The organism is Leucobacter sp. CX169 (genome assembly GCF_017161405.1).
Lineage (GTDB): Bacteria > Actinomycetota > Actinomycetes > Actinomycetales > Microbacteriaceae > Cx-87.
Genome location: NZ_CP071051.1, coordinates 1,046,010 through 1,064,899, shown reverse-complemented (window position 1 = coordinate 1,064,899; position 18,890 = coordinate 1,046,010). Strand labels below are relative to the sequence as shown.

Sequence of the window (18,890 nt, the reverse complement as noted above, 5' to 3'; positions counted from 1 at the left end):
AATCATCAGCGGTCGAGAAACCAGCCCAGCACGTGCGGGAACAGGAGCATGAGCCCGACCATGCCCACAAACACGGCCGTCGCCCACACCGTAGAACGCCGCTTCAGCCGGGTGCCCGCGGCCGCGACCTGCGAGCGGGGGCGCGCCGCACGCGGGTCCGAGTACGTGTCGGCCTGGTGGCCGAGTTCCTCCCCGAACAGCTCCGAGAAGTAGAGCATCGCAGTGTACTCGGCGCGGTCAGATGCCCGCCGGAATCGCCGCGACGCGACAATCAGCCGATCGTCAACGATCTCCACGTCCCATCGCCTCCCGTGGTCGATGAGGCACGCCATGACGTCCGGGGTGAGCAGCTCGAGCGCGTCCCGCTCGTACCCGCTCGGCACGTACACCGAGAAGTAGCGGTCGAAGTCACCCTCGAGTGACAGGCGCTGGGTTCCCGGCAGCATCTGTCGAAGGCTTCCGTTTCCGCGGGCATCGATCATAAGGTGCGGCAAACGGCGCGGCAGGGCCAACTCCATGTAGCGAAACCCGTTGCGCGGCCCCTTCGGGTCATTCTTGCCCCCGCTATAGCTGGCGATTGCAATCTGTAGCGGCGGGATCCTGCTGTTCGCGCTCTCCCACAGCGCGAAGCCCGCGCGGAACAGCGACGGGTTTCCCTGGCCAGCCTCGACCAGGCGGGCGGGACGCGGCGGCGCGGGAGTTCGCCCCTCCGCGAGCAGGATCCCGATGCGTTCGGGGGCAAACCCGAACCGGGAGTACCTGAGGTCGCGTTCCTTTGCGAAGCGCGCGATCGCGATGCCGCGCCGAGCGTCGCCCGGAAGCGAGAGCAAGATGAAGGCCCAGATCCAGAGCCCGATCGAGAGCCACAGGAGCACGACGGTGAGGAACCCGTGAATCCCGATCAACCAGCTCGGTAGCTGGATTACGACCGGGAACTCAAACGACAGGCTGGTGAAGAGGAGTGTCGAGGCGACGGCGGGAACGAGCAGTGCGGCGCCCTGCGCGGCCGAGCGAAAGACCTTTGGATCGGCGGCTCGAACCTCGGCCCAACCTACTGACCTGGGCCACTCTCGACGAAATTGTGCGAGCCTGTCATCGAGGCCCTCGTGTCCATTCACCGCGATAGGTTAGCAGGGCGACCTTCTCCCGCGGGCGGAGCCTCTGCGTCCGGCCGCTTCCGAGAGCCAATCAGCTTGGCGACGTACACGATCGCGTAGAGGGCGGCTGTCACCCCGATTCCCACGATCAGCGCGTTGACCGCGAGCATCAGCCAGTCGTAGTTCGTCGCGATCGGGTCGTCCCACGCGCGCACGAAATTGAAGTCGATCGTTGTGGGGTACGAGGACGGCTGGTAGCGCGAAAGGTCTTGCGTGACCCAGTTAAACGGCCAGCCAAACCCGGCCTGCATGAGGTCGCGAGGCGTCTCGATAGTCACGCGATCGGCGATCAGCAGATAGTACGTCGCTGCGAGCGACAGGGGCAGTAGGTACAGGTACATGCGGAGCACGCCGCCGACGGAGTGCATCTTCCACCCCTGCCTCGGCGCACGAGTGTCCGGCGGGGATCCTGTCGGTTTGAACTCTGCGCTCACGCTACGAGCCTAGTTCGTACCGCCGACGTCAACCCTTCAGCGCCTGGGCGAGCATCACGATGATCCCGCTTGGGCCGCGGAGATAGGTCAGCTTGTACTCGTCCAGGTAGGTGGCCACGTCGCGAAGCGGGTAGCAGCCGTGTTTCGCGGCGATCTCGAGCGCTTCGTCGATGTCATCGACGGAGAACGCCACCCGGTGCATGCCGATGTCGTTCGGCTGCGTCGGCGCCGTTTCGATCGCTTCGGGGTGGAGGTACTCGAAGAGTTCGATGACTCCGTGTCCGTCGGGCGTCTGAAGCATCGCGATCTTGGCGTGATTGCCGTCGAGGCCGACGGCAACGTCAGCCCAGTCACCACTGACCGTGTCGCGGCCGATAAGAGTCAGGCCGAGGTCGGTGAAGAAGGCGATGGTCGCATTGATATCGCGAACCGCGATTCCCACGTTCTCGAGTTTGATAGCCATGCGCCGACGCTACCAAGCGGGTCGTGCCGGTGCCAGAAGAATGCACCCCGCCAGCGCAGACGTTCAGGAACGCACAACGGGGGTCCGGCCGCAGCCGAACCCCCGTGCATGTCAGTCGAACGCTAGTTGAACTGGTTCATCGTGTTGTCCTTGCCGCCAGCCTTGAGGGCCGCGTCGCCAGCAAAGTACTCCTTGTGGTTGTCGCCGATGTCGCTGCCGGCCATGTTCTGGTGCTTCACCGTCGCAATGCCCTGGCGGATCTCCTGGCGCTGCACGTCGCGAACGTAGGTGAGCATTCCCTCGTCACCGAAGTAGCCCTTAGCCAGGTTGTCGGTCGACAGCGCGGCCGTGTGGTAGGTCGGCAGAGTGATGAGGTGGTGGAAGATGCCGGCTCGCGCCGCGCCTTCCTTCTGGAACGTGCGGATCTTCTCGTCGGCGAGCTGCGCGAGCTCGGTGCCGTCGTAGTCCACGCTCATCAGCTTGTCGCGGTCGTACGCCGAGACGTCGGCGCCCTGCTCGGCGAGCAGGTCGTAGGCCTGCTGGCGGAAGCTCAGCGTCCAGTTGAACGAGGGGCTGTTGTTGTAGACGAGCTTCGCGTTCGGGATGACCTCGCGGATGCGGTCAACCATGCCGGCGATCTGCTCGACGTGCGGCTTCTCGGTCTCGATCCAGAGCAGGTCGGCGCCGTTCTGCAGTGACGTGATGCTGTCGAGCACGCAACGGTCCTCGCCGGTACCTGCGCGGAACTGGAACAGGTTGCTGGCGAGGCGCTTCGGGCGCAGCAGCTTGCCGTCGCGCTTGATGACGACATCGCCATTGCCGAGCTCCGCCTCCGAGATCTCCTCGACGTCGAGGAACGAGTTGTACTGGTCGCCCAGATCGCCCGGGGTGTGGCTCACGGCGATCTTCTGGGTGAGGCCCGCGCCGAGCGAGTCGGTGCGAGTCACGATCACGCCGTTGTCGATGCCGAGCTCAAGGAACGCGTAGCGGATGGCGTTGATCTTCGCGATGAAGTCCTCGTGCGGAACGGTGACCTTGCCATCCTGGTGACCGCACTGCTTCTCGTCCGAAACCTGGTTCTCGACCTGCAGTGCGCAGGCGCCGGCCTCGATCATCTTCTTCGCGAGGAGGTAGGTCGCCTCGGGGTTGCCGAAGCCGGCATCGATGTCGGCGATGATCGGCACGACGTGCGTCTCGAAGTTGTCGATCTGCGACTGGATGAACTCGACCGCGGTCTCGTCACCGGCGCGCCGGGCCTCGTCGAGCTGAGTGAAGAGCAGGTCAAGCTCGCGCGCGTCAGCCTGGCGCAGGAAGGTGTAGAGCTCTTCGATCAGTGCCGGCACCGAGGTCTTCTCGTGCATCGACTGATCGGGCAGCGGGCCGAACTCCGAGCGGAGGGCAGCGACCATCCAGCCCGAGAGGTAGAGGTAACGCTTGTTCGTGGTCTTGAGGTGCTTCTTGATCGAGATCATCTTCTGCTGACCGATGAAGCCGTGCCAGACACCGAGCGACTGCGTGTAGACCGAGGAGTCGGCGTCGTACTCGACCATGTCGCGACGCATGATGTCGGCGGTGTACTGAGCGATCTCGAGGCCCGTCTTGAAACGGTTCTGCGCGCGCATGCGGGCGACGTGCTCGGGGTTGATGCGGTCCCAGCTCGAGCCGTGCTCTGCCTTGAGCGCCTCTACGGCCTCGATGTCGTTCTGGAATGCAGTCATGATGACTCCTTGCTGGGCGGTGGTGACCGGGTCACTCACGCGTTGACTTGATTGCTTAGTTCTCACTCTGCACCCGTCACAAGCAACTTCATGAACAAATCGAGAGAGAATATTGGCCGTATTTCCACTTTTTAGCAGAACAGGATCCTGGCCGGGGTTGGTGGCACCGAAACCGGAGAAGCAGACGCCGGCCCACTCAGCGACCTGCCTACGATGTATCCATGGACGCAGCCGAAGTTCTCTCGCGCTTGATGCTCGCAATTGACGAGCGCCGCTGGTCCGACCTCGGACAGTACTTGCACCCAGACTTCGTGTGCCAATACGTGCACACGGGGGAATCGTTCAACCGGGCGGAATGGATCGCGCTCAACGAAAGCTACCCCGGTTTCGACCACCTCCGAGTGCAGGACCTCGTGGGTAGCGATGACGCGGCGGCGTGTCGATCTCACGTCACTGGCACCGGCGAGAATGGGCTGAATCACTTCGAGTGCGCGACGTTCGTCCGGCTGACAGACGGGCTCGTCGAAACGATGACCGAGGTGTGGACTGATGTGGCGCAGTCCGCGCCGGGCGGCGCACGACCGTAGGTCCAGAAGTTCCGCTATCGACGCCTCTGGCACCGCGGGCAGAAGTGACTCGAACGCCCACCAAACGGCACCCGCTTGATCGGCTCGCCGCACCTGGGGCACGGCTCTCCCCCGCGTCCGTACGCGTTCAGCGAGTGGGCGAAGTACCCCGCCTGCCCATTCACATTCACGTACTGCTCGTCGAAGCTCGTGCCGCCCTCCGCGAGCGCCTTCGAGAACACCTCGCGCAGGTGTGAGAGCAGCTCGACGGCCTTCCGCTCGCTCAGCGACGAACCGGCGGACTCGGGGTGCAGGCGCGCGCGCCAGAGGGCCTCATCCGCGTAGATGTTTCCGACGCCGCTCACGAGCGACTGGTCGAGGATCAGCTGCTTCACGGCGCGCGACCGAGACCGCAGGGCCGCCACGAACGCGGCGTCATCGAAGAACGGGTCGAGCGGGTCACGAGCGATATGCGCGGCCTGCGCTGGCACGGATCCTGCCCCGTCAACGACCAGCCCGTCGAGCGCCAGCGAGCCAAACAGCCGCTGGTCAGCGAAGTCTAGGCGCAGCTCGCCGTGCTCGGGGTGCTCAATCCACAGGCGAATACGCACGTGACGGTCGTCCGCGGCGTCGTTCGAGCGCAACAGCATCTGCCCGCTCATCCCGAGGTGGGCAAGCAGCGCCTGTTCACCCTCGCCAGAGCCGCCCAGGACAGGGATCCACATGAACTTGCCACGCCTCAGCGGGGCCTGGAGCGTGAGCCCGGTCACCCGACGCTCGAAGTCGGCGACGCGCAAGGAAGCAGCGTCCGCACTGAGCGTTACACCGTGACCCCCGAGCCCGTCGTCACCCGCAAGCGGCACGTGGCGCTTCAGCGCTCGCGCGTCGAGCACCTGCGCTGCGACGACCCGGGCACCGGTGACGGCCGGGGCAAGCCCAGCGCGCACCACCTCGACCTCGGGAAGTTCGGGCATGTCTAGCGCTGAGTACGGCCGCGGCCGCGATCGCGCAGCCCCAGCACGGCCTCGCGGGCGGCGGCGAGCTCCGCCGCCTTCTTGCTCGTGCCGACACCGGTTCCAGTGACGCCGTCAAGCTCAACCGTGGCGGTAAACGTGCGGCCGTGATCCGGCCCCTCGCCCACCACGGTGTACGCGGGGTTCGGCAAGCCGAGTGCAGCAGCGGTTTCTTGCAACCCCGTCTTCGGATCGAGCGAAACGGTGAGCCGTTCGGGGTCGTCGAGCAGCGGTCCGATCAAGTCCCGCACGAACTGCGCGGCGGTGGCCGGGTCAGTCGAGAGGTAGACCGCGCCGATGAGTGCCTCGACGGCGTCGGCCAGGATCGAATCCTTCTCGCGACCGCCGGTCAGCTGCTCACCGCGGCCCAGCCGCAGCTCCGGCCCGACACCGATGCCGCGAGCGACCTCGGCCAGCGCAATGCTCGAGACGAGGGCCGCACGATAGCGGCTGAGCTCGCCCTCGCTGACCTCTGGAAAGTCGGTGTAGAGCTTGACCGTGACAGCCTGACCCAAAATTGAGTCGCCGAGAAACTCGAGGCGTTCGTTGTGCGGGGCTCCCCCGTGCTCGTACGCCCACGAGCGGTGCGTCAGCGCCTGCTTCAGCAGGTCCGGCTCAACCGACACCCCGAAGGACGCCAAAAAGCCGCCGGTCGCGCGATTTTGCGCGCCCGACGGCTTCTGACGATTCGAGGCCGGGAGCGACTGGTCGTTCCCTGACATCGAATTAAGCGTCTGCGACCTTGCGGCCCTTGTACTCGAGGAACAGCGGGGTGCCCGCAGCGTCCTCGACCACGCGTGCACGGTGCGGCAGGCTGTAGACGGTCTTGCCGTCAACAACCGTCTTCACCAGTGCCGGGTTATCGGCCTTCCACTGCGAGCGGCGGTGGTGGGTGTTAGCGCGCGAGGTCCTCCGCTTGGGAACAGCCATGGTTCTCTCTTTCCTACTTGCTTTCCGGCTCGGACGATACGCCCTCACCACGGTCTTTTTGGCCTGTGAACTCAGCAAGCGCCGCCCAGCGAGGATCAGTCCCCACGTGCGATGCTGCCGTTTCTCCAACCGCGAGCAGCTCACCTGATTCGGGATCAAGACCCGGACAATCCGGGCTGCAAACGGGCTGGAACGGCAGTGCAAGCACTACCGCGTCTCTGAGCGGAGGTTCAAGATCCACGTGGTCGCCGTGAACCTCATACTCATCGGCCTCCGTACGAGTGTATGCGAAAAGCTCCTGAAAATCGACTCGGAGCGCCGCGGTCATCTTCCGAAGGCAACGAACACACTCGGAATGGACCGTGGTCGAGATTTCCACGGTGGCAAGAATGCCCTCGTGCACCGACTCCAGACGGATCTTCAGCGCCATACGCTCGCCCGCGGGAACGATCGCCACGGCCTCGCCCAGCTGCTCCGGGACCTCGAACTCGCGTTCGCGCTCCCGCATCTCGCCGGCACGACGACTGAGGTCGAGCACGTTCTCCGTATATACCGATTGCTTCACCGGTCCAGCGTACCCGACTCAGCTAGGCGGAAGCCGAAGGCGCACGCAGGCGGACCCGGATCGGCCCATCGTCGTCGATCTCCACGACGTTCGCGCGCGAGCGCATGAAGTCGGTGAAGGTCGCAAAGCCGAGCGCACGCTCCTGGAAGGAGGGGTCCATGCGCAGCATCTGGTTCTTGACCTCGCTGGCTGCCTGCCATTCTTTATCATTCTTGGTGTTCAGCAGCAGCATCGCCTTGCGCAGCAAGGGGCCCGGCCGGCGCGAGGGTGTCGACGTCGCGACGGGGGCCTCGGCTTCTGCCTCGACCTCGGTCTCGGCCTTGGCCGCTGGCTTGCGCCTCGTCCGCCCAGCGGGCACGACTTCGGCGGGGGCCTCGAACTCGATCTCGTCGACGTCGTCCTCGTCCTCGTCACCCAGCAGGGCAGCGTAGTCCGAGTACTCGTCGCACGAGCCAATCAACGAGCGGCTCGTGCCACCCGTGACGCCGATGCCGACCACATATCGACCAAGCTGCTTCGCCTTCTGCACGAGCGCAACGTAGTCAGAGTCGCCGGCCACGATCACGACGTGCGTGATGTCCTGCAGGCGAAACATGTCTTCCATCGCGTCGACCGCGAGGCGAATGTCGGCGCCGTTCTTGAGCCGAACGCTCAGCGGGAACAGCTGCACGAGCTCAATGCCCCGCGACACGAGCTGATCGCGATACCCGACGCTGAAGGGCACTGACCAGTCGGCGTATGCCCGGCTCAGCCCGATGGGGCCAAACGTCGCGGCATAGTCGAGGATCGCCTCGACGCTCACCCGGGCGGCCTTCAGCCGCGCGGTTGCCTCGGCTTCCTTGAGCTTGCCGTCACGAATCTCGCGCCGGAACGCCAGGGCGCCATGCACTTGGTCGTAGCGGGTGATGACGATGTTGTCGAAGTCGAAGTAGACCGCGACCCGAGCTTCCCGCTGGCGACTCATGCGGTTCAGGCCGGCCGCGTGGTGTCGAGGAAGCGCGCAACGCGCTCGGGGACGTATGGGCTCACGTCGCCGCCCAACTCCGCCACCTGGCGCACGAGCGAGCTCGAAACGTGCGCGTGGGCAGGATCCGGAAGCAGGAACACCGTCTCGATGTTCGCGAGGCTGCGGTTCATCAGCACCATCGGCGTTTCGTAGGCGACGTCGATCTGCGAGCGAATGCCCTTAACGAGCACCGAAGCGCCGACCTCGAGGCAGTAGTCGACCAGCAGGCCCATCGACCATGACGCCACGGTGACGTTCTTCGGCATCGTCGGATCGTCTTCGAGGGAACGCTGAATCAGGTTCACGCGCTCGGCGATCGGCAGCATCGCGCTCTTGCCGGGGTTATGCACCACCAGCACGTGCACCTCATCGAAGATGGTGGCTGCGCGACGGATCACGTCAAGATGGCCAAGTGTCACCGGATCGAATGAACCCGGGACGACTGCAACTTTGCTCATAGGTCGAGCATATTGCCTTGGCGCATACGCGCGCTGGAACTTACCCGTGTTACAGCCCGTGCTGCTTCGCCAGGATGACCGCGTGCACCCGGTCGCGCAGCTGCAGCTTGGCGAGCACTCGCCCGACGTGGGTCTTTACCGTCGACTCGGAGAGAAACAATTCGGCGCTGATCTCAGCGTTGTTCTTGCCGTCCGCGATCAAGCGCAACACGTCGAGCTCGCGCTCGGTGAGTACTGCGAGCGCCTCGGGGACTCCGGCGGCCACCGGCGCTGCCTGGGCTCCCGCAGGAACGGCCGCGAAGCCTCGCACCGGCGAGGCCCCCGGACCCGCCACACCGGCGACCGCACCCGTCGCACGCAGCTGTTCCATGAGCCGCCGCGTGACGGAGGGAGCCATGGCCGCGTCGCCCGCAGCGACCCGGCGAATCGCGTCGGTGAGCTCGGACGGCCGCGCGTCCTTGAGGAGGAACCCGCTGGCCCCCGCCTGGATCGCCCCGGTGGCGTACTCGTCGAGGTCGAACGTGGTGAGCACGAGCACGCGTGTGCCCGGGAACCGCTCAGCGAACGCCGCAGTTGCCTCGATGCCGTTCATGCCGGGCATGCGGACGTCCATGAGCACGACGTCACAGCCGCCCGCGCCTGCGAGTTTCTCCATGGCGGCGAGCGCCTCGGCTCCATCCGCGGCCTCGGCCACGACCTCGATACCCGGCTCGGAGAGCAGGATGAGGCGGAACCCGGTGCGCAGCAGCTCTTGGTCGTCCACCAGCATGACCCGAATAGTGGGCTCAGTCATTGCGTTGTCCCTCATCGTCAATCGTTGGAAGCGTGTTCCTGGCAAGTCGCCCGGTTTCGCGGGCGTCGGCGTTGACGGGCAGCACGGCCCGTACCCGCCACCCGCTCCCCTCGTGCGCCGGAACGGGACCGGACTCGATCGTGCCCCCGAACATGCGCACGCGCTCGGCAAGGCCCGCGAGACCGCGGCCCGATCCCACCCCCGACACGGTGTCCGCGTCCCCGTGGGCGCGGCCGTGATCGCGCACCTCGACCACGGTGAGGTCCTGCAACAGCGCCACCGTGACCTCGGCGCACGCCCCGGTCCCCGCGTAGCGCAACACATTCGTGAGCCCCTCCTGGGCGATGCGATACACCGCGAGCTCCTGCCCGCGGTCGCCGGCGGCCTCGCCTTCGATGCGCAGCGAGACCTGCAGGCCCGCGTCGGTGAATCCGCGTACCAACGTCTCGAGATCCTGCACTCCCGGCTGCGGAACGAGCTCAATAGACGTCTCGTCCGGCGAGTGCAGCGCGCCCAGCAGGCGGCGCATCTCGGCCAGCGCCGTGCGCCCAGTCTCGGCGCTGCGTTGCATCGCGTCGGCGGCGGCCTCCGGCGCGACGGTCGCAGCCCGGGCGGCGCCCTCGGAGAGCGCGATCATTACGGAGACCGAGTGGGCGACAATGTCGTGCATCTCCCGGGCGATGCGCGAGCGTTCCTCAGCCACCGCGAGCTGGGCGAGCTGATCGCGCTCCCGGGCGAGCTGGTGAGCACGGCCAATGATGGCCTCCAGGTAGCGGCGCCGGTTGCCGATGTTGATGCCGAGCATCAGGATCGCGAGCATCCAGATCGCGCTCACGATGAACGGGCCGAGGAAGGAGGAAAGGGTGGCCGGCTCGCTGCTCACCACACCCGATTCGGTATCGAAGACGAGCGACTCGGCCGCACCGGGCATCAACATCTGGATCCCGGAACCCACCACCGCCAGCCCGTACCCGAACCAGCCCACCTGCACGCTCCGGTACACCGGGACTGCATAGAGCAGGAAGCAGAGCGCGACCGCATTGGGGAAGCCTTGGATGGTGAGGTCACCGGTGCTCGCAACGAGCACCGCGATGAGTCCCAGCAGCGGGAACCGCCTGCGGAACAGCAGCGCGGCCGCGACGAGCAGAAAGCGCAGGATCGTGACCAGCAGCAGCGGCCAGGTGAGATAGCTCGGCGTCCCTGGCGGGGCGTCAGATGGACCGGCCGCACCGGCGGTCGAACCGCTGAAGAGGTCGACCGTGCCAAACAGGGCGCACCCCAGGAAATAGAACACGACGATCGTGACGTCGAGCGCCAGGGGGTGCGCGGCGAGCGCCCGCCGGAGGACCCCCGGCGGGCGCGGCAAGCGTGCCTCGAGCGAAGCGTGTGGACTCATCATTTCAGCCTAGTTGTAAGCGCTCTCGCCGTGGCGAGGATCCTGCGCCTGTGGCCTCGCTACCTCGCGTCGCGACGGTTGAAGAGGATCGCCGCCGGAATGACGGTGACCGCGGCCCAGACGACCATCGCGATGAGTGACTGCCAGAAGTTCGGAGACAGTTCGGCCGTCACGTCGGTGAGGCCCTGCGCTAGGACGTTGCCGATCGCCATCGGCGTGTAGTTCAGCACCGTGCCGACCCACTCCCAGCCCGAGATGCTGAGCACCTGGAGGGCGACCGGCAGCACAAAGGTGACGCCGGCAACGACCGCGATCCCGCCGGCGGTCGAGCGCAGGATCCCTGCGACGCCGAACGCAAACAACGCGATGCAGAGCAGGTAGGCGACGGTTCCCAGCGCACCCGTGATGACCGGGACGGAGGTGAGCTGCGCGAACGACGCCGGTTCCATCGCGATTGCCAGCGCGAGCCCACCGGCAACGAGCACGAGCGAGGTGAGTCCCCCGATCATCACCAGCACGAGGGTCTTCGCGGCGAACACCCGTCCGCGGCGCGGGACGGCCGCGAGCGTCGACAGGATCATGCCGCTCGTGTACTCGCTCGAGATCGCGAAGACCCCAAGCACGCCGAACACGAGGGCGAGGAACGGCGCGGGGAATGCCGCGGTCATGAGCAGGTGGTTCTGGAGGTCAACCACGGAGAGGGCGCCCGAACTCGGCGGGTTTTCGGCGAGGATGAACGCGATCAGGCCACTGAGGCCGAGGCCAGACAACACCGTGAGTGCCAGGGTGATGCGGATGCTGCGCAGCGAGCTGAACTTGATCCGCTCTGAGCGGACGACGCCGCCGAACGTCTGCCGGGCGTTCACCCGGGAAGCGGGGGGCTTGGTGCGGCCGGTCGCGCTGGTGGCTCCGGATCCGGGGTTGCTGGCGGCGAGCGCCGCGTTCGTGTCAATCACAATTGAAGTGGTCATGGGTCTGCAGTCCTTTGAACGTCTCGGGTGGGTGATCGGCTAGGCGACGGCGTGCGTCGCGTACTCGATCTCGTCGCGGGTGAGGGCGAGGTAGGCGTCCTCGAGGCTGGAAACCGCCGTGCTGAGCTCGTGCAGCTCGACGCCACTCTGCGCAGCAGCGCGACCAACAATCGCAGCGCTGACGCCACGAGCGGTGAAGCGATCGTCACCCAACGGCTCGATGTGCAGCTCGGGTGACGCGTGGTGCGCCATGAGGAGGGCCGCGAGCTTCGCCGCCTCCGGGCTGCGCACCGAAATCTGCTCACCGCCGCGGGCGACGAACTCGCCGATCGGCGCGTCAGCGACGACGCGGCCGCGTCCGAGCACGATCACGTGATCGGCGGTCTGCGCCATCTCGCTCATCAGGTGGCTCGAAAGCAGGACCGTGCGGCCCTCGCTCGCCAGGTGCCGCAGGAGCTGACGCACCCAGAGCACGCCGTCGGGGTCAAGTCCGTTCACCGGCTCGTCGAGGATGAGGACCTGCGGGTCCCCCAGCAACGCTGCGGCGATGCCGAGGCGCTGACCCATGCCGAGCGAGAACCCGCCGACGCGCTTGTTCGCAACGTCTGTCAGGCCCGTCTGCGCGAGCACCGCGTCCACGCGGCGGTCGTCGATGCCATGAGTGGCGGCGAGCGCACGCAGGTGGCTGCGAGCGCTGCGGCCCGGGTGCACACCCTTCGCGTCAAGCAGGGCGCCAACTGTGGCGAGGGGGGCCTCGAGATCGGAATAGAACTTCCCGCCGATCGTCACCGTCCCCGAGGTCGGGCGGTCGAGCCCCACCATGAGTCGCATGCTCGTCGACTTCCCAGCCCCGTTCGGTCCGAGGAAGCCCGTGACCTGACCGGGCTGAACCGAGAAGCTGATGTTGTCGACTGCGTGCGTTGCACCGTAACTCTTGCTCAGGCCGCGTGCCTCGATCAAGGTATCTCCTTCGTGTCGCAAAACGCCGAGTTTCAGCGTTCACTTCACAGTAGGAAAGACCCGCAGGTACGCGCGTCGGCCCCTGGTGCCGGGAGCATCACCCCTGAGTACCGGGTTCTCACCGCCAGAGCAGTCCTTGAGGACGAGACGGGCTGGGCCGGGGTGCTAGGACTTGCCGAGGTTTTCGAGGAGGCCCGAGCGATTCTCTTGCTCGATGATCTCGCGAAGCCCCGGCGCGTGCTGCAGGTCAGGATCGGCGTCGAGCAGCGCGCCTGCAACCTCTCGAGAGTGCGCGATGAGGTCGCCGTGCTCGGCCACGCGGAGCAGCCTCAGCGATGAACGCCCGCCCGATTGCGCGACGCCGAGGATGTCGCCCTCGCGGCGCAGCTGCAGGTCGACCTCGGCGAGGTCAAAGCCATCGGTGGTCGCTGCCACCGCATCGACTCGCTCACGCGCGACGCTGCCTTCTTCAGCCGGGCTGAGCAGCAGGCAGAGCCCCGGGTGCTGACCCCGCCCCACACGCCCACGCAGCTGGTGCAATTGGGAGATGCCGAAGCGGTCGGCGTCGCGGACGATCATGAGCGTCGCGTTTGGCACGTTCACACCCACCTCGATCACCGTGGTGGCGACCAGCACGCCGATCTCGCCCGCGGCGAAGGCCATCATCACGGCCTCCTTCTCGGAGCCGGGCATCGCGCCGGTGAGGGCCTCAATGCGGACCCCCGCGAGCGAGGGCCGGGCCCGCAGCTCGGCGACGGTCGCCAGCACGCTCTGGAGCACACGGGGCGGTGCGGATCCTGCGGGGTCGCTCGCAGAGAGCTCGCTTTCGACCGCGACCTCCGCCGGTTCGATCGATGGGCAGACGACGTAGACCTGCCGGCCCGAGCGCACCTCTTCTGCCGCGCGCTCCCAGGCCCGGTCTCCCCAAGAGGGATGGTCGGTGAGGCTGACGGCGTGCGTGACGATGCCCTGGCGGCCGGGCGGCAGTTCGCGGATGGTGGACACCTCGAGGTCGCCGAACGCGGTGAGCGCGACGGTGCGCGGGATGGGGGTCGCTGTCATCACGAGCAGGTGCGGCGGCGTCTTTCCTTTGCGTCGCAGCGTGTCGCGCTGTTCGACGCCGAAGCGGTGCTGCTCGTCGACGACGACGAAGCCGAGATCGTGGAAGCCGGTCTTGTCGCTCATGAGCGCATGGGTCCCGACGATGATCAGGGCCTCCCCCACGGCGGCCGACAGCAGGGCCTTCTTTCGCTCAGCGAGTGGCATCTGCCCGGTGAGCAGCACCGGGCGCACCTTCGCGCCGAGCTCGTCACCCAGCAGATCTCGGATCGAACGGAAGTGCTGCGTGGCGAGCACCTCGGTCGGGGCCAAGAGCGCCGATTGGCCACCGCCGTCGGCCACCTGCAGCATGGCCCGGAGCGCTACGAGCGTCTTCCCCGAACCGACCTCGCCCTGGAGCAGGCGGTGCATCGGAACCTCGGAGGCCAGCTCGCGCTCGAGGGTCTCACCCACCTCGACCTGGTCACCGGTCAGAGTAAACGGGATCGTGGCGTCGAACGCGTTGCGGAGGCCTCCCCCGACGCGCGGCCACGGGCTCGTCGGCAGGGCGGCCTCGCGGCGGCGGCGATCGAGCAATGCCAGCTGTAGGTGCAGGGCCTCTCGGAAGCGCAGGCTCTCAAGCGCCTGCTTCCACTCGCCCATGGTCGACGGCTGGTGCGCCCAGCGGATCGCCTGGTCCATTTTGCAGACGCCCTCGTCGCGCAGTACGTCGCGCGGCACGGGATCTGACACGGGCTCGAGCACGTCGAGGATCATCTGGATGCTCTTCTGGATCGTCCAGCTCGGCAGCTTCGATGTCGCCGGGTAGATGGGCACGAGGGTATCGGCCCAGTCCTTCGCCCGGATGCTCGCGAGCGCGTCGGCGTCGACGCCCTCGGGCACGTCGTCATCCTCGAACAGTTCGTACTCGGGGTGGGTGAGCTGCTGCATGCCGCGGTACTCGCCGACCTTGCCTGCGAACACCCCGCGCTTGCCGGCGACGAGCTCGTTCGCGCGCCAGCCCTGGTTGAAAAAGGTGAGGGACATGATGCCGGTGCCGTCCGTGATGCGGACCTCGAGGACGCCGCCGCGCCGCGACTGCATCTTGCGCTCGCGGACGTCGAGCACCTGGGCGACGACGGTGGCGTGCTCGCCCTGCGGCAGGCCCGAAAGCGGGGTCAGGTCGCCCCGGCGTGCGATGCGGCGGGGCAGGTGCCAGAGCAGGTCTCCCACGGTCTCGTAGCTGAACGCCGACTCGAACGCCTTCGCGGTCTTCGGGCCGAGGGCGCGCGACAGGCTCGTCTCAAAGTCAAGGCTGTCCATGCTGTCCACGCGCCAAGCCTACCGAGGGCCACCGACGGCGCCCTGCGGGCGCTCCCTGCGCTCCGTCCGCCCGACGACCGGTACCCTCGAATGTATGACGCGCATCATCTCCGGGGCAGCCGGTTCACTTCGCTTGGAGGTGCCCAAGGCGGGCACCCGCCCCACGAGTGACCGGGTGCGCGAGGCCATCTTCTCGGCGCTCGAGTCGTGGGGCCTGGTCGACGGCGCGAACGTGCTCGACTTGTACGCCGGATCGGGCGCACTCGGGCTTGAGGCCGCGAGCCGCGGGGCCTCCGCGGTCACCCTGGTCGAGAAGCACCCCCAGGCGGCGCAGGTCGCCGAGCGCAACGCGCGCATAGTGACGAAGGCGTTCTCGGGCGGCGCAGCTCCGGTGATCCGGGTCGAAAAGGCATCGGTGCAGACGTACCTCGATCGCCCGGGCACCGGGAACTTCGACGTCGCCCTGATCGACCCGCCCTATGAATTGGGTGAGGCAGAGCTCACGGCAAACCTGAAGTCCCTCATCCCGCAGCTGACGGAGGATGCGATGGTGCTCGTGGAGCGCTCGTCGCGCAGCCCCGAGCCGACCTGGCCGGACGGCCTGGCGCTCGTGCGCAAGAAGTCCTACGGCGAAACCCTGCTGTGGTGGGCAGAGCTGGCTGAGTAGCGAAGCATCGCTTCGCGCCAGCTCTGCCGCCGACAGGCGGATAGCTGAGTAGCAACGCATCGCGTTGCGCTATTTCTGCCGCGGAACGCTGCCCCGCCCTGCCCGCCCCTGCCCGCCCCTGCCCCTCCCTGCCCCTCCCCGCCGACCTTGCGCGATGTGCTGATTCAGGTCGCGGGAAGCAGCCCTTTGCGCAAGGTCGACGGGTGGGCAAGGTCGACGGGGCCTGCGGCCAGTAGCTCGAATGATCGAGGGTTCACGAACTCCGGGTGTGAGGGCGCCAATACCCGCATTGTGTGAACCCTCGATGTATCTGAAGGCAGGATCCTGGCAGGCCGCCAGGGCACGAGGCCATCAGGCCGCCAGGGCACCAGCACGACCAGCCGCCACCTGGCTGACCTGCTCTAGGAACGCCGAAGGGCGCCGACCCACCGGAAACCGGTGAGGCGACGCCCCGGGCGTGACGCTGCGAGAGACTAGCTCCGCGGCAACAGAGTGTACTTCGAGGAGAGGAACTCCTGGATGCCCTCGAAGCCGCCCTCGCGGCCGAGGCCCGACTGCTTCAGGCCACCGAAGGGAGCCGCGGCGTTCGAGACGAGGCCGGTGTTCAGGCCCATCATGCCGGTCTCGAGCTTCTCGATCATGCGGTGTCCACGGTGGATGTTCTCCGTGAAGACATAGCTGATCAGGCCGTACTCGGTGTTGTTGGCAATCTCGACCGCCTCTTCCTCGGTCGAGAAGCGGATGATGCCGAGGAGCGGTCCGAAGATCTCCTCGCGCATGATCGCCGCCTGCGGGCTGAGGTTGTCGACGACGGTGGGCTGGAAGAAGTGACCCGGCCCGTCGATTGCCTCGCCACCGGTGACGATGTTTGCACCCATGTCGACGGCGTCCGCAACCAGGCGAGCCGTGTTCGCGACAGCCTTCGCGTCGACGAGGGCGCCGATGTCGTTGCCCTCCTCGGCGCCGCGGCCGATCGTGAACTTCGCGACGCGCTCGCCGACGCGACGAGCGAACTCGTCAGCGACCGACTCGTGCACGATGATGCGGTTGGCCGCGGTGCAGGCCTGGCCGATGTTGCGGAACTTCGCGAGCATGACGCCCTCGACCGCGCGGTCCAGGTCGGCGTCCTCGAACACGACGAACGGCGCGTTGCCGCCGAGCTCCATCGAGGTGCGCAGCACGTTCTGTGCCGCGGCCTCGAGCAGCTTGACACCCACGGGGGTCGAGCCCGTGAAGCTGAGCTTGCGCAGGCGCGTATCCGACAGGATCGCGCTCGACTGTGCGCTCGACTTGGAGGTCGGGACCACATTGACCACGCCGGCGGGGAGGCCAGCCTCTTCGAGCAGCTGCACGAAGAAGATGGTGGTCAGCGGGGTGAGCGCTGCGGGCTTGATGACGACGGTGCACCCGGCAGCGAGTGCCGGAGCGATCTTGCGGGTCGCCATCGCGAGGGGGAAGTTCCACGGCGTGATGAAGTACGTCGGGCCCACGGGGAGGTGGGTGACGATCATGTTGCCGGTACCCTCGGGGTTCTGGCGGAAATCGCCGCGAACGCGGACGGCTTCCTCCGAGAACCAGCGCAGGAATTCGCCGCCGTAGACGACCTCGCCGCGAGCCTCGGCGATGGGCTTGCCCATCTCCATGCTCATCAGCAGGGCGAACTCTTCCTTGCGCTCCATGAGGAGGTCGAAGGCGCGGCGCAGGATGTTCGAGCGCGCGCGGCTCGACGTCGCTGCCCACGAATCCTGGGCGGCGACGGCGGCGTCGAGGGCGCGCACGGCGTCCTCAACGGTCGCGTCGGCGATCGTCTTGATGGTCTCGCCGGTGGCAGGATCCTGCACGTCGAGGGTGGCCCCCGACGAAGAGGGCTGCCAGGTGCCGCCGATGCCGAGGCCGGTCTGAACGCGGTCGAGCAGATCCTGCTCGTGGGTCTTCAGTGCCATAATTCGATGTCCTTTTCGGTAATCGGGACTAGTTCGCGGCCAGCGCGTCTGCGACGACCTGGAGGCCCTCGAGCAGCAGCTCGTCCGAGATGGTGAGTGCGGGGAGGAAACGGATCACGTTGCCGTAGGTACCGCAGGTCAGGACGATGACGCCCTGCTCACCTGCAGCCTTGGCGATCGCGCTGGTGAGCGCCGCTGCGGGCTTCTTCGAGCCCGACTCGACGAGCTCGAGTGCGGCCATGGCGCCACGGCCACGGACCTCGCCGATGCGGTCATCGGTCGCCTGGAGCTTCGTGAAGAAGTCCGAGATGAGGGTGCCGATGTGGGCGGCACGCTCGACGAGCCCGTCCTCTTCGTACGTCTCGATCGTCGCGAGCGCAGCGGCGCAGGCGATGGGGCTACCAGCGTAGGTGCCGCCGAGGCCGCCTGCGTGTGCGGTGTCCATGATCTCGGCGCGGCCGGTCACGGCCGACAGCGGGAGGCCGCCAGCGATGCCCTTCGCGGTCGTGATGAGGTCGGGGACGACGCCCTCGAGGTTCGCCGCGAACATCTGGCCGGTGCGCGCGAAGCCGGTCTGGACCTCATCGAGGATGAAGACGACGCCGTTGGCGGTCGCCCACTCCTGGATCGCGGGGAGGAAGCCGAGTGCGGGCTCGATGAAACCACCCTCGCCCTGGATGGGCTCGATGATGATCGCAGCGACGTTCTTGCCGCCGACCTGCTTCTCGATCTGCAGGATCGCGACCTCTGCGGCCTCCGGGCCGGTGAGGCCGTCACGGAAGGGGTAAGAGGTGGGAGCGCGGTAGACCTCGGGCGCGAACGGGCCAAAGCCGTCCTTGTAGGGCATGTTCTTCGCGGTCATGCCCATGGTGAGGTTGGTGCGGCCGTGGTACGCGTGATCGAACACGACGACTGCGTCGCGGCCCGTGGCGTGGCGAGCGATCTTGATCGCGTTCTCGACGGCCTCGGCGCCCGAGTTGAAGAGAGCGGAGCGCTTCTCGTGGTCACCGGGGGTGAGCGCGTTGAGCTTCTCAGCGACGGCGACGTAGCCCTCGTAGGGGGTCACGGTGAAGCAGGTGTGCGTGAAGAGCTCGACCTGATCCTGAACAGCCTTGACGACGCGGGGCGACGAGTTGCCGACACCGGTCACGGCGATGCCCGAGCCGAGGTCGATCAGCGAGTTACCGTCGGCGTCGAGCATGACGCCGTTGCCGGCAGCAACGGTGAAGATGGGGAGCGCGACGCCGACGCCTGCGGCGACGGCGGAGTTCTTGCGGGCAAGCAGTTCCTGCGACTTCGGGCCGGGGATGCTGGTGACGAGCTTGCGCTCCTGCGCCAGAGCGGGTCCACCCTGAATGGTGACGTTAGACATAACGGTTCCTCCTTGAAATCGCGGATGCGTGCCGAGAAAGTGGCTGACCCCAGAATACGTCCGAGACGCACACCGCACGCACGACAACATGGTGAATACTTGGGGAAGAATTGTCCA

General features: G+C 66.8%; 19 protein-coding genes. 2 read left to right on the top strand and 17 right to left on the bottom strand.

What is annotated here, in order from left to right; all coding sequences use genetic code 11:
* Nucleotides 1-5 precede the first annotated feature (5 nt).
* The 4 genes from JW030_RS04730 to JW030_RS04715 all read right to left on the bottom strand — a co-directional run bounded on the left by JW030_RS04730 (nt 6) and on the right by JW030_RS04715 (nt 3,772).
* Nucleotides 6-1,118 carry a hypothetical protein gene (locus JW030_RS04730; protein ID WP_188044474.1) on the bottom strand — a complete coding sequence of 371 codons (1,113 nt, stop codon included), beginning with the start codon at nt 1,116-1,118 and terminating at the stop codon, nt 6-8.
* Nucleotides 1,115-1,591: a hypothetical protein gene (locus JW030_RS04725; protein WP_188044475.1), complete on the bottom strand. Its 477-nt coding sequence runs from the start codon at nt 1,589-1,591 to the stop codon at nt 1,115-1,117. Before JW030_RS04725 ends, JW030_RS04730 begins: the two co-directional genes overlap by 4 nt.
* Nucleotides 1,592-1,619: 28 nt before the next feature.
* Nucleotides 1,620-2,054 carry a VOC family protein gene (locus JW030_RS04720; RefSeq protein WP_188044476.1) on the bottom strand — a complete coding sequence of 145 codons (435 nt, stop codon included), beginning with the start codon at nt 2,052-2,054 and terminating at the stop codon, nt 1,620-1,622.
* A 122-nt stretch (nt 2,055-2,176) separates the two neighbouring features.
* On the bottom strand, nt 2,177-3,772 hold the full coding sequence (locus JW030_RS04715; protein ID WP_188044477.1) for an isocitrate lyase: 1,596 nt from the start codon (nt 3,770-3,772) through the stop codon (nt 2,177-2,179).
* 221 nt (nt 3,773-3,993) lie between these two features.
* On the opposite strand from JW030_RS04715, the gene JW030_RS04710 reads away from it, so the two are divergent.
* Nucleotides 3,994-4,359: a nuclear transport factor 2 family protein gene (locus JW030_RS04710; RefSeq protein ID WP_188044478.1), complete on the top strand. Its 366-nt coding sequence runs from the start codon at nt 3,994-3,996 to the stop codon at nt 4,357-4,359.
* Nucleotides 4,360-4,373: 14 nt separating this feature from the next.
* On the opposite strand, the gene mutM is transcribed toward JW030_RS04710, so the two are convergent.
* From mutM to JW030_RS04655, 11 genes are all read right to left on the bottom strand, one after another.
* Nucleotides 4,374-5,312 (bottom strand): bifunctional DNA-formamidopyrimidine glycosylase/DNA-(apurinic or apyrimidinic site) lyase, encoded by a 939-nt coding sequence (mutM, locus tag JW030_RS04705; RefSeq protein ID WP_188044479.1) that lies wholly within the window; start codon nt 5,310-5,312, stop codon nt 4,374-4,376.
* A gap of 2 nt (nt 5,313-5,314) precedes the next feature.
* The gene (gene rnc, locus JW030_RS04700; RefSeq protein ID WP_188044480.1) at nt 5,315-6,073 is read right to left on the bottom strand and encodes a ribonuclease III; all 759 of its coding nucleotides are present in this window, start codon (nt 6,071-6,073) and stop codon (nt 5,315-5,317) included.
* A 4-nt stretch (nt 6,074-6,077) separates the two neighbouring features.
* On the bottom strand, nt 6,078-6,281 hold the full coding sequence (gene rpmF, locus JW030_RS04695) for a 50S ribosomal protein L32 (RefSeq protein WP_188044481.1): 204 nt from the start codon (nt 6,279-6,281) through the stop codon (nt 6,078-6,080).
* Between the two features lie 13 nt (nt 6,282-6,294).
* Nucleotides 6,295-6,846: a DUF177 domain-containing protein gene (locus JW030_RS04690; protein ID WP_370567010.1), complete on the bottom strand. Its 552-nt coding sequence runs from the start codon at nt 6,844-6,846 to the stop codon at nt 6,295-6,297.
* Nucleotides 6,847-6,868: 22 nt separating this feature from the next.
* Entirely contained in the window at nt 6,869-7,810 is a 942-nt protein-coding gene (locus JW030_RS04685) for an NYN domain-containing protein (RefSeq protein WP_188044482.1), read from the bottom strand.
* 5 nt (nt 7,811-7,815) lie between these two features.
* Nucleotides 7,816-8,310 (bottom strand): pantetheine-phosphate adenylyltransferase, encoded by a 495-nt coding sequence (coaD, locus tag JW030_RS04680; RefSeq protein ID WP_188044483.1) that lies wholly within the window; start codon nt 8,308-8,310, stop codon nt 7,816-7,818.
* A gap of 49 nt (nt 8,311-8,359) precedes the next feature.
* On the bottom strand, nt 8,360-9,103 hold the full coding sequence (locus JW030_RS04675) for a response regulator transcription factor (protein WP_188044484.1): 744 nt from the start codon (nt 9,101-9,103) through the stop codon (nt 8,360-8,362).
* On the bottom strand, nt 9,096-10,499 hold the full coding sequence (locus JW030_RS04670; RefSeq protein WP_241095559.1) for a sensor histidine kinase: 1,404 nt from the start codon (nt 10,497-10,499) through the stop codon (nt 9,096-9,098). The genes JW030_RS04675 and JW030_RS04670 overlap by 8 nt, the downstream gene beginning before the upstream one ends.
* A gap of 59 nt (nt 10,500-10,558) precedes the next feature.
* A complete protein-coding gene (locus JW030_RS04665) occupies nt 10,559-11,470 on the bottom strand; it encodes an ABC transporter permease subunit (protein ID WP_188044486.1) in 912 nt (303 codons plus the stop codon).
* A gap of 39 nt (nt 11,471-11,509) precedes the next feature.
* Nucleotides 11,510-12,430, bottom strand: a complete 921-nt coding sequence (locus tag JW030_RS04660) for an ABC transporter ATP-binding protein (protein ID WP_188044487.1) — start codon at nt 12,428-12,430, stop codon at nt 11,510-11,512.
* 165 nt (nt 12,431-12,595) lie between these two features.
* The gene (locus JW030_RS04655) at nt 12,596-14,791 is read right to left on the bottom strand and encodes an ATP-dependent DNA helicase RecG (RefSeq protein WP_188044722.1); all 2,196 of its coding nucleotides are present in this window, start codon (nt 14,789-14,791) and stop codon (nt 12,596-12,598) included.
* 94 nt (nt 14,792-14,885) lie between these two features.
* On the opposite strand from JW030_RS04655, the gene rsmD reads away from it, so the two are divergent.
* Nucleotides 14,886-15,458, top strand: a complete 573-nt coding sequence (rsmD, locus tag JW030_RS04650) for a 16S rRNA (guanine(966)-N(2))-methyltransferase RsmD (protein ID WP_188044488.1) — start codon at nt 14,886-14,888, stop codon at nt 15,456-15,458.
* Nucleotides 15,459-15,931: 473 nt separating this feature from the next.
* Here the strand turns inward: rsmD and JW030_RS04645 are convergent, their stop codons facing one another.
* On the bottom strand, nt 15,932-17,401 hold the full coding sequence (locus tag JW030_RS04645; protein WP_188044489.1) for an NAD-dependent succinate-semialdehyde dehydrogenase: 1,470 nt from the start codon (nt 17,399-17,401) through the stop codon (nt 15,932-15,934).
* Between the two features lie 28 nt (nt 17,402-17,429).
* On the bottom strand, nt 17,430-18,773 hold the full coding sequence (gene gabT / locus JW030_RS04640) for a 4-aminobutyrate--2-oxoglutarate transaminase (protein WP_188044490.1): 1,344 nt from the start codon (nt 18,771-18,773) through the stop codon (nt 17,430-17,432).
* Nucleotides 18,774-18,890 lie beyond the last annotated feature (117 nt).

What these genes read in the sequence shown, in the direction of transcription:
- JW030_RS04655 (WP_188044722.1), bottom strand. Translation starts at nt 14,791, where the DNA reads ATGGACAGCCTTGACTTTGAGACGAGCCTGTCGCGCGCCCTCGGCCCG.
- JW030_RS04715 (WP_188044477.1), bottom strand. Translation starts at nt 3,772, where the DNA reads ATGACTGCATTCCAGAACGACATCGAGGCCGTAGAGGCGCTCAAGGCA.
- rsmD (WP_188044488.1), top strand. Translation starts at nt 14,886, where the DNA reads ATGACGCGCATCATCTCCGGGGCAGCCGGTTCACTTCGCTTGGAGGTG.
- JW030_RS04670 (WP_241095559.1), bottom strand. Translation starts at nt 10,499, where the DNA reads ATGAGTCCACACGCTTCGCTCGAGGCACGCTTGCCGCGCCCGCCGGGG.
- rpmF (WP_188044481.1), bottom strand. Translation starts at nt 6,281, where the DNA reads ATGGCTGTTCCCAAGCGGAGGACCTCGCGCGCTAACACCCACCACCGC.
- rnc (WP_188044480.1), bottom strand. Translation starts at nt 6,073, where the DNA reads ATGTCAGGGAACGACCAGTCGCTCCCGGCCTCGAATCGTCAGAAGCCG.
- JW030_RS04675 (WP_188044484.1), bottom strand. Translation starts at nt 9,103, where the DNA reads ATGACTGAGCCCACTATTCGGGTCATGCTGGTGGACGACCAAGAGCTG.
- coaD (WP_188044483.1), bottom strand. Translation starts at nt 8,310, where the DNA reads ATGAGCAAAGTTGCAGTCGTCCCGGGTTCATTCGATCCGGTGACACTT.
- JW030_RS04720 (WP_188044476.1), bottom strand. Translation starts at nt 2,054, where the DNA reads ATGGCTATCAAACTCGAGAACGTGGGAATCGCGGTTCGCGATATCAAT.
- JW030_RS04685 (WP_188044482.1), bottom strand. Translation starts at nt 7,810, where the DNA reads ATGAGTCGCCAGCGGGAAGCTCGGGTCGCGGTCTACTTCGACTTCGAC.
- gabT (WP_188044490.1), bottom strand. Translation starts at nt 18,773, where the DNA reads ATGTCTAACGTCACCATTCAGGGTGGACCCGCTCTGGCGCAGGAGCGC.
- mutM (WP_188044479.1), bottom strand. Translation starts at nt 5,312, where the DNA reads ATGCCCGAACTTCCCGAGGTCGAGGTGGTGCGCGCTGGGCTTGCCCCG.
- JW030_RS04645 (WP_188044489.1), bottom strand. Translation starts at nt 17,401, where the DNA reads ATGGCACTGAAGACCCACGAGCAGGATCTGCTCGACCGCGTTCAGACC.
- JW030_RS04710 (WP_188044478.1), top strand. Translation starts at nt 3,994, where the DNA reads ATGGACGCAGCCGAAGTTCTCTCGCGCTTGATGCTCGCAATTGACGAG.
- JW030_RS04665 (WP_188044486.1), bottom strand. Translation starts at nt 11,470, where the DNA reads ATGACCACTTCAATTGTGATTGACACGAACGCGGCGCTCGCCGCCAGC.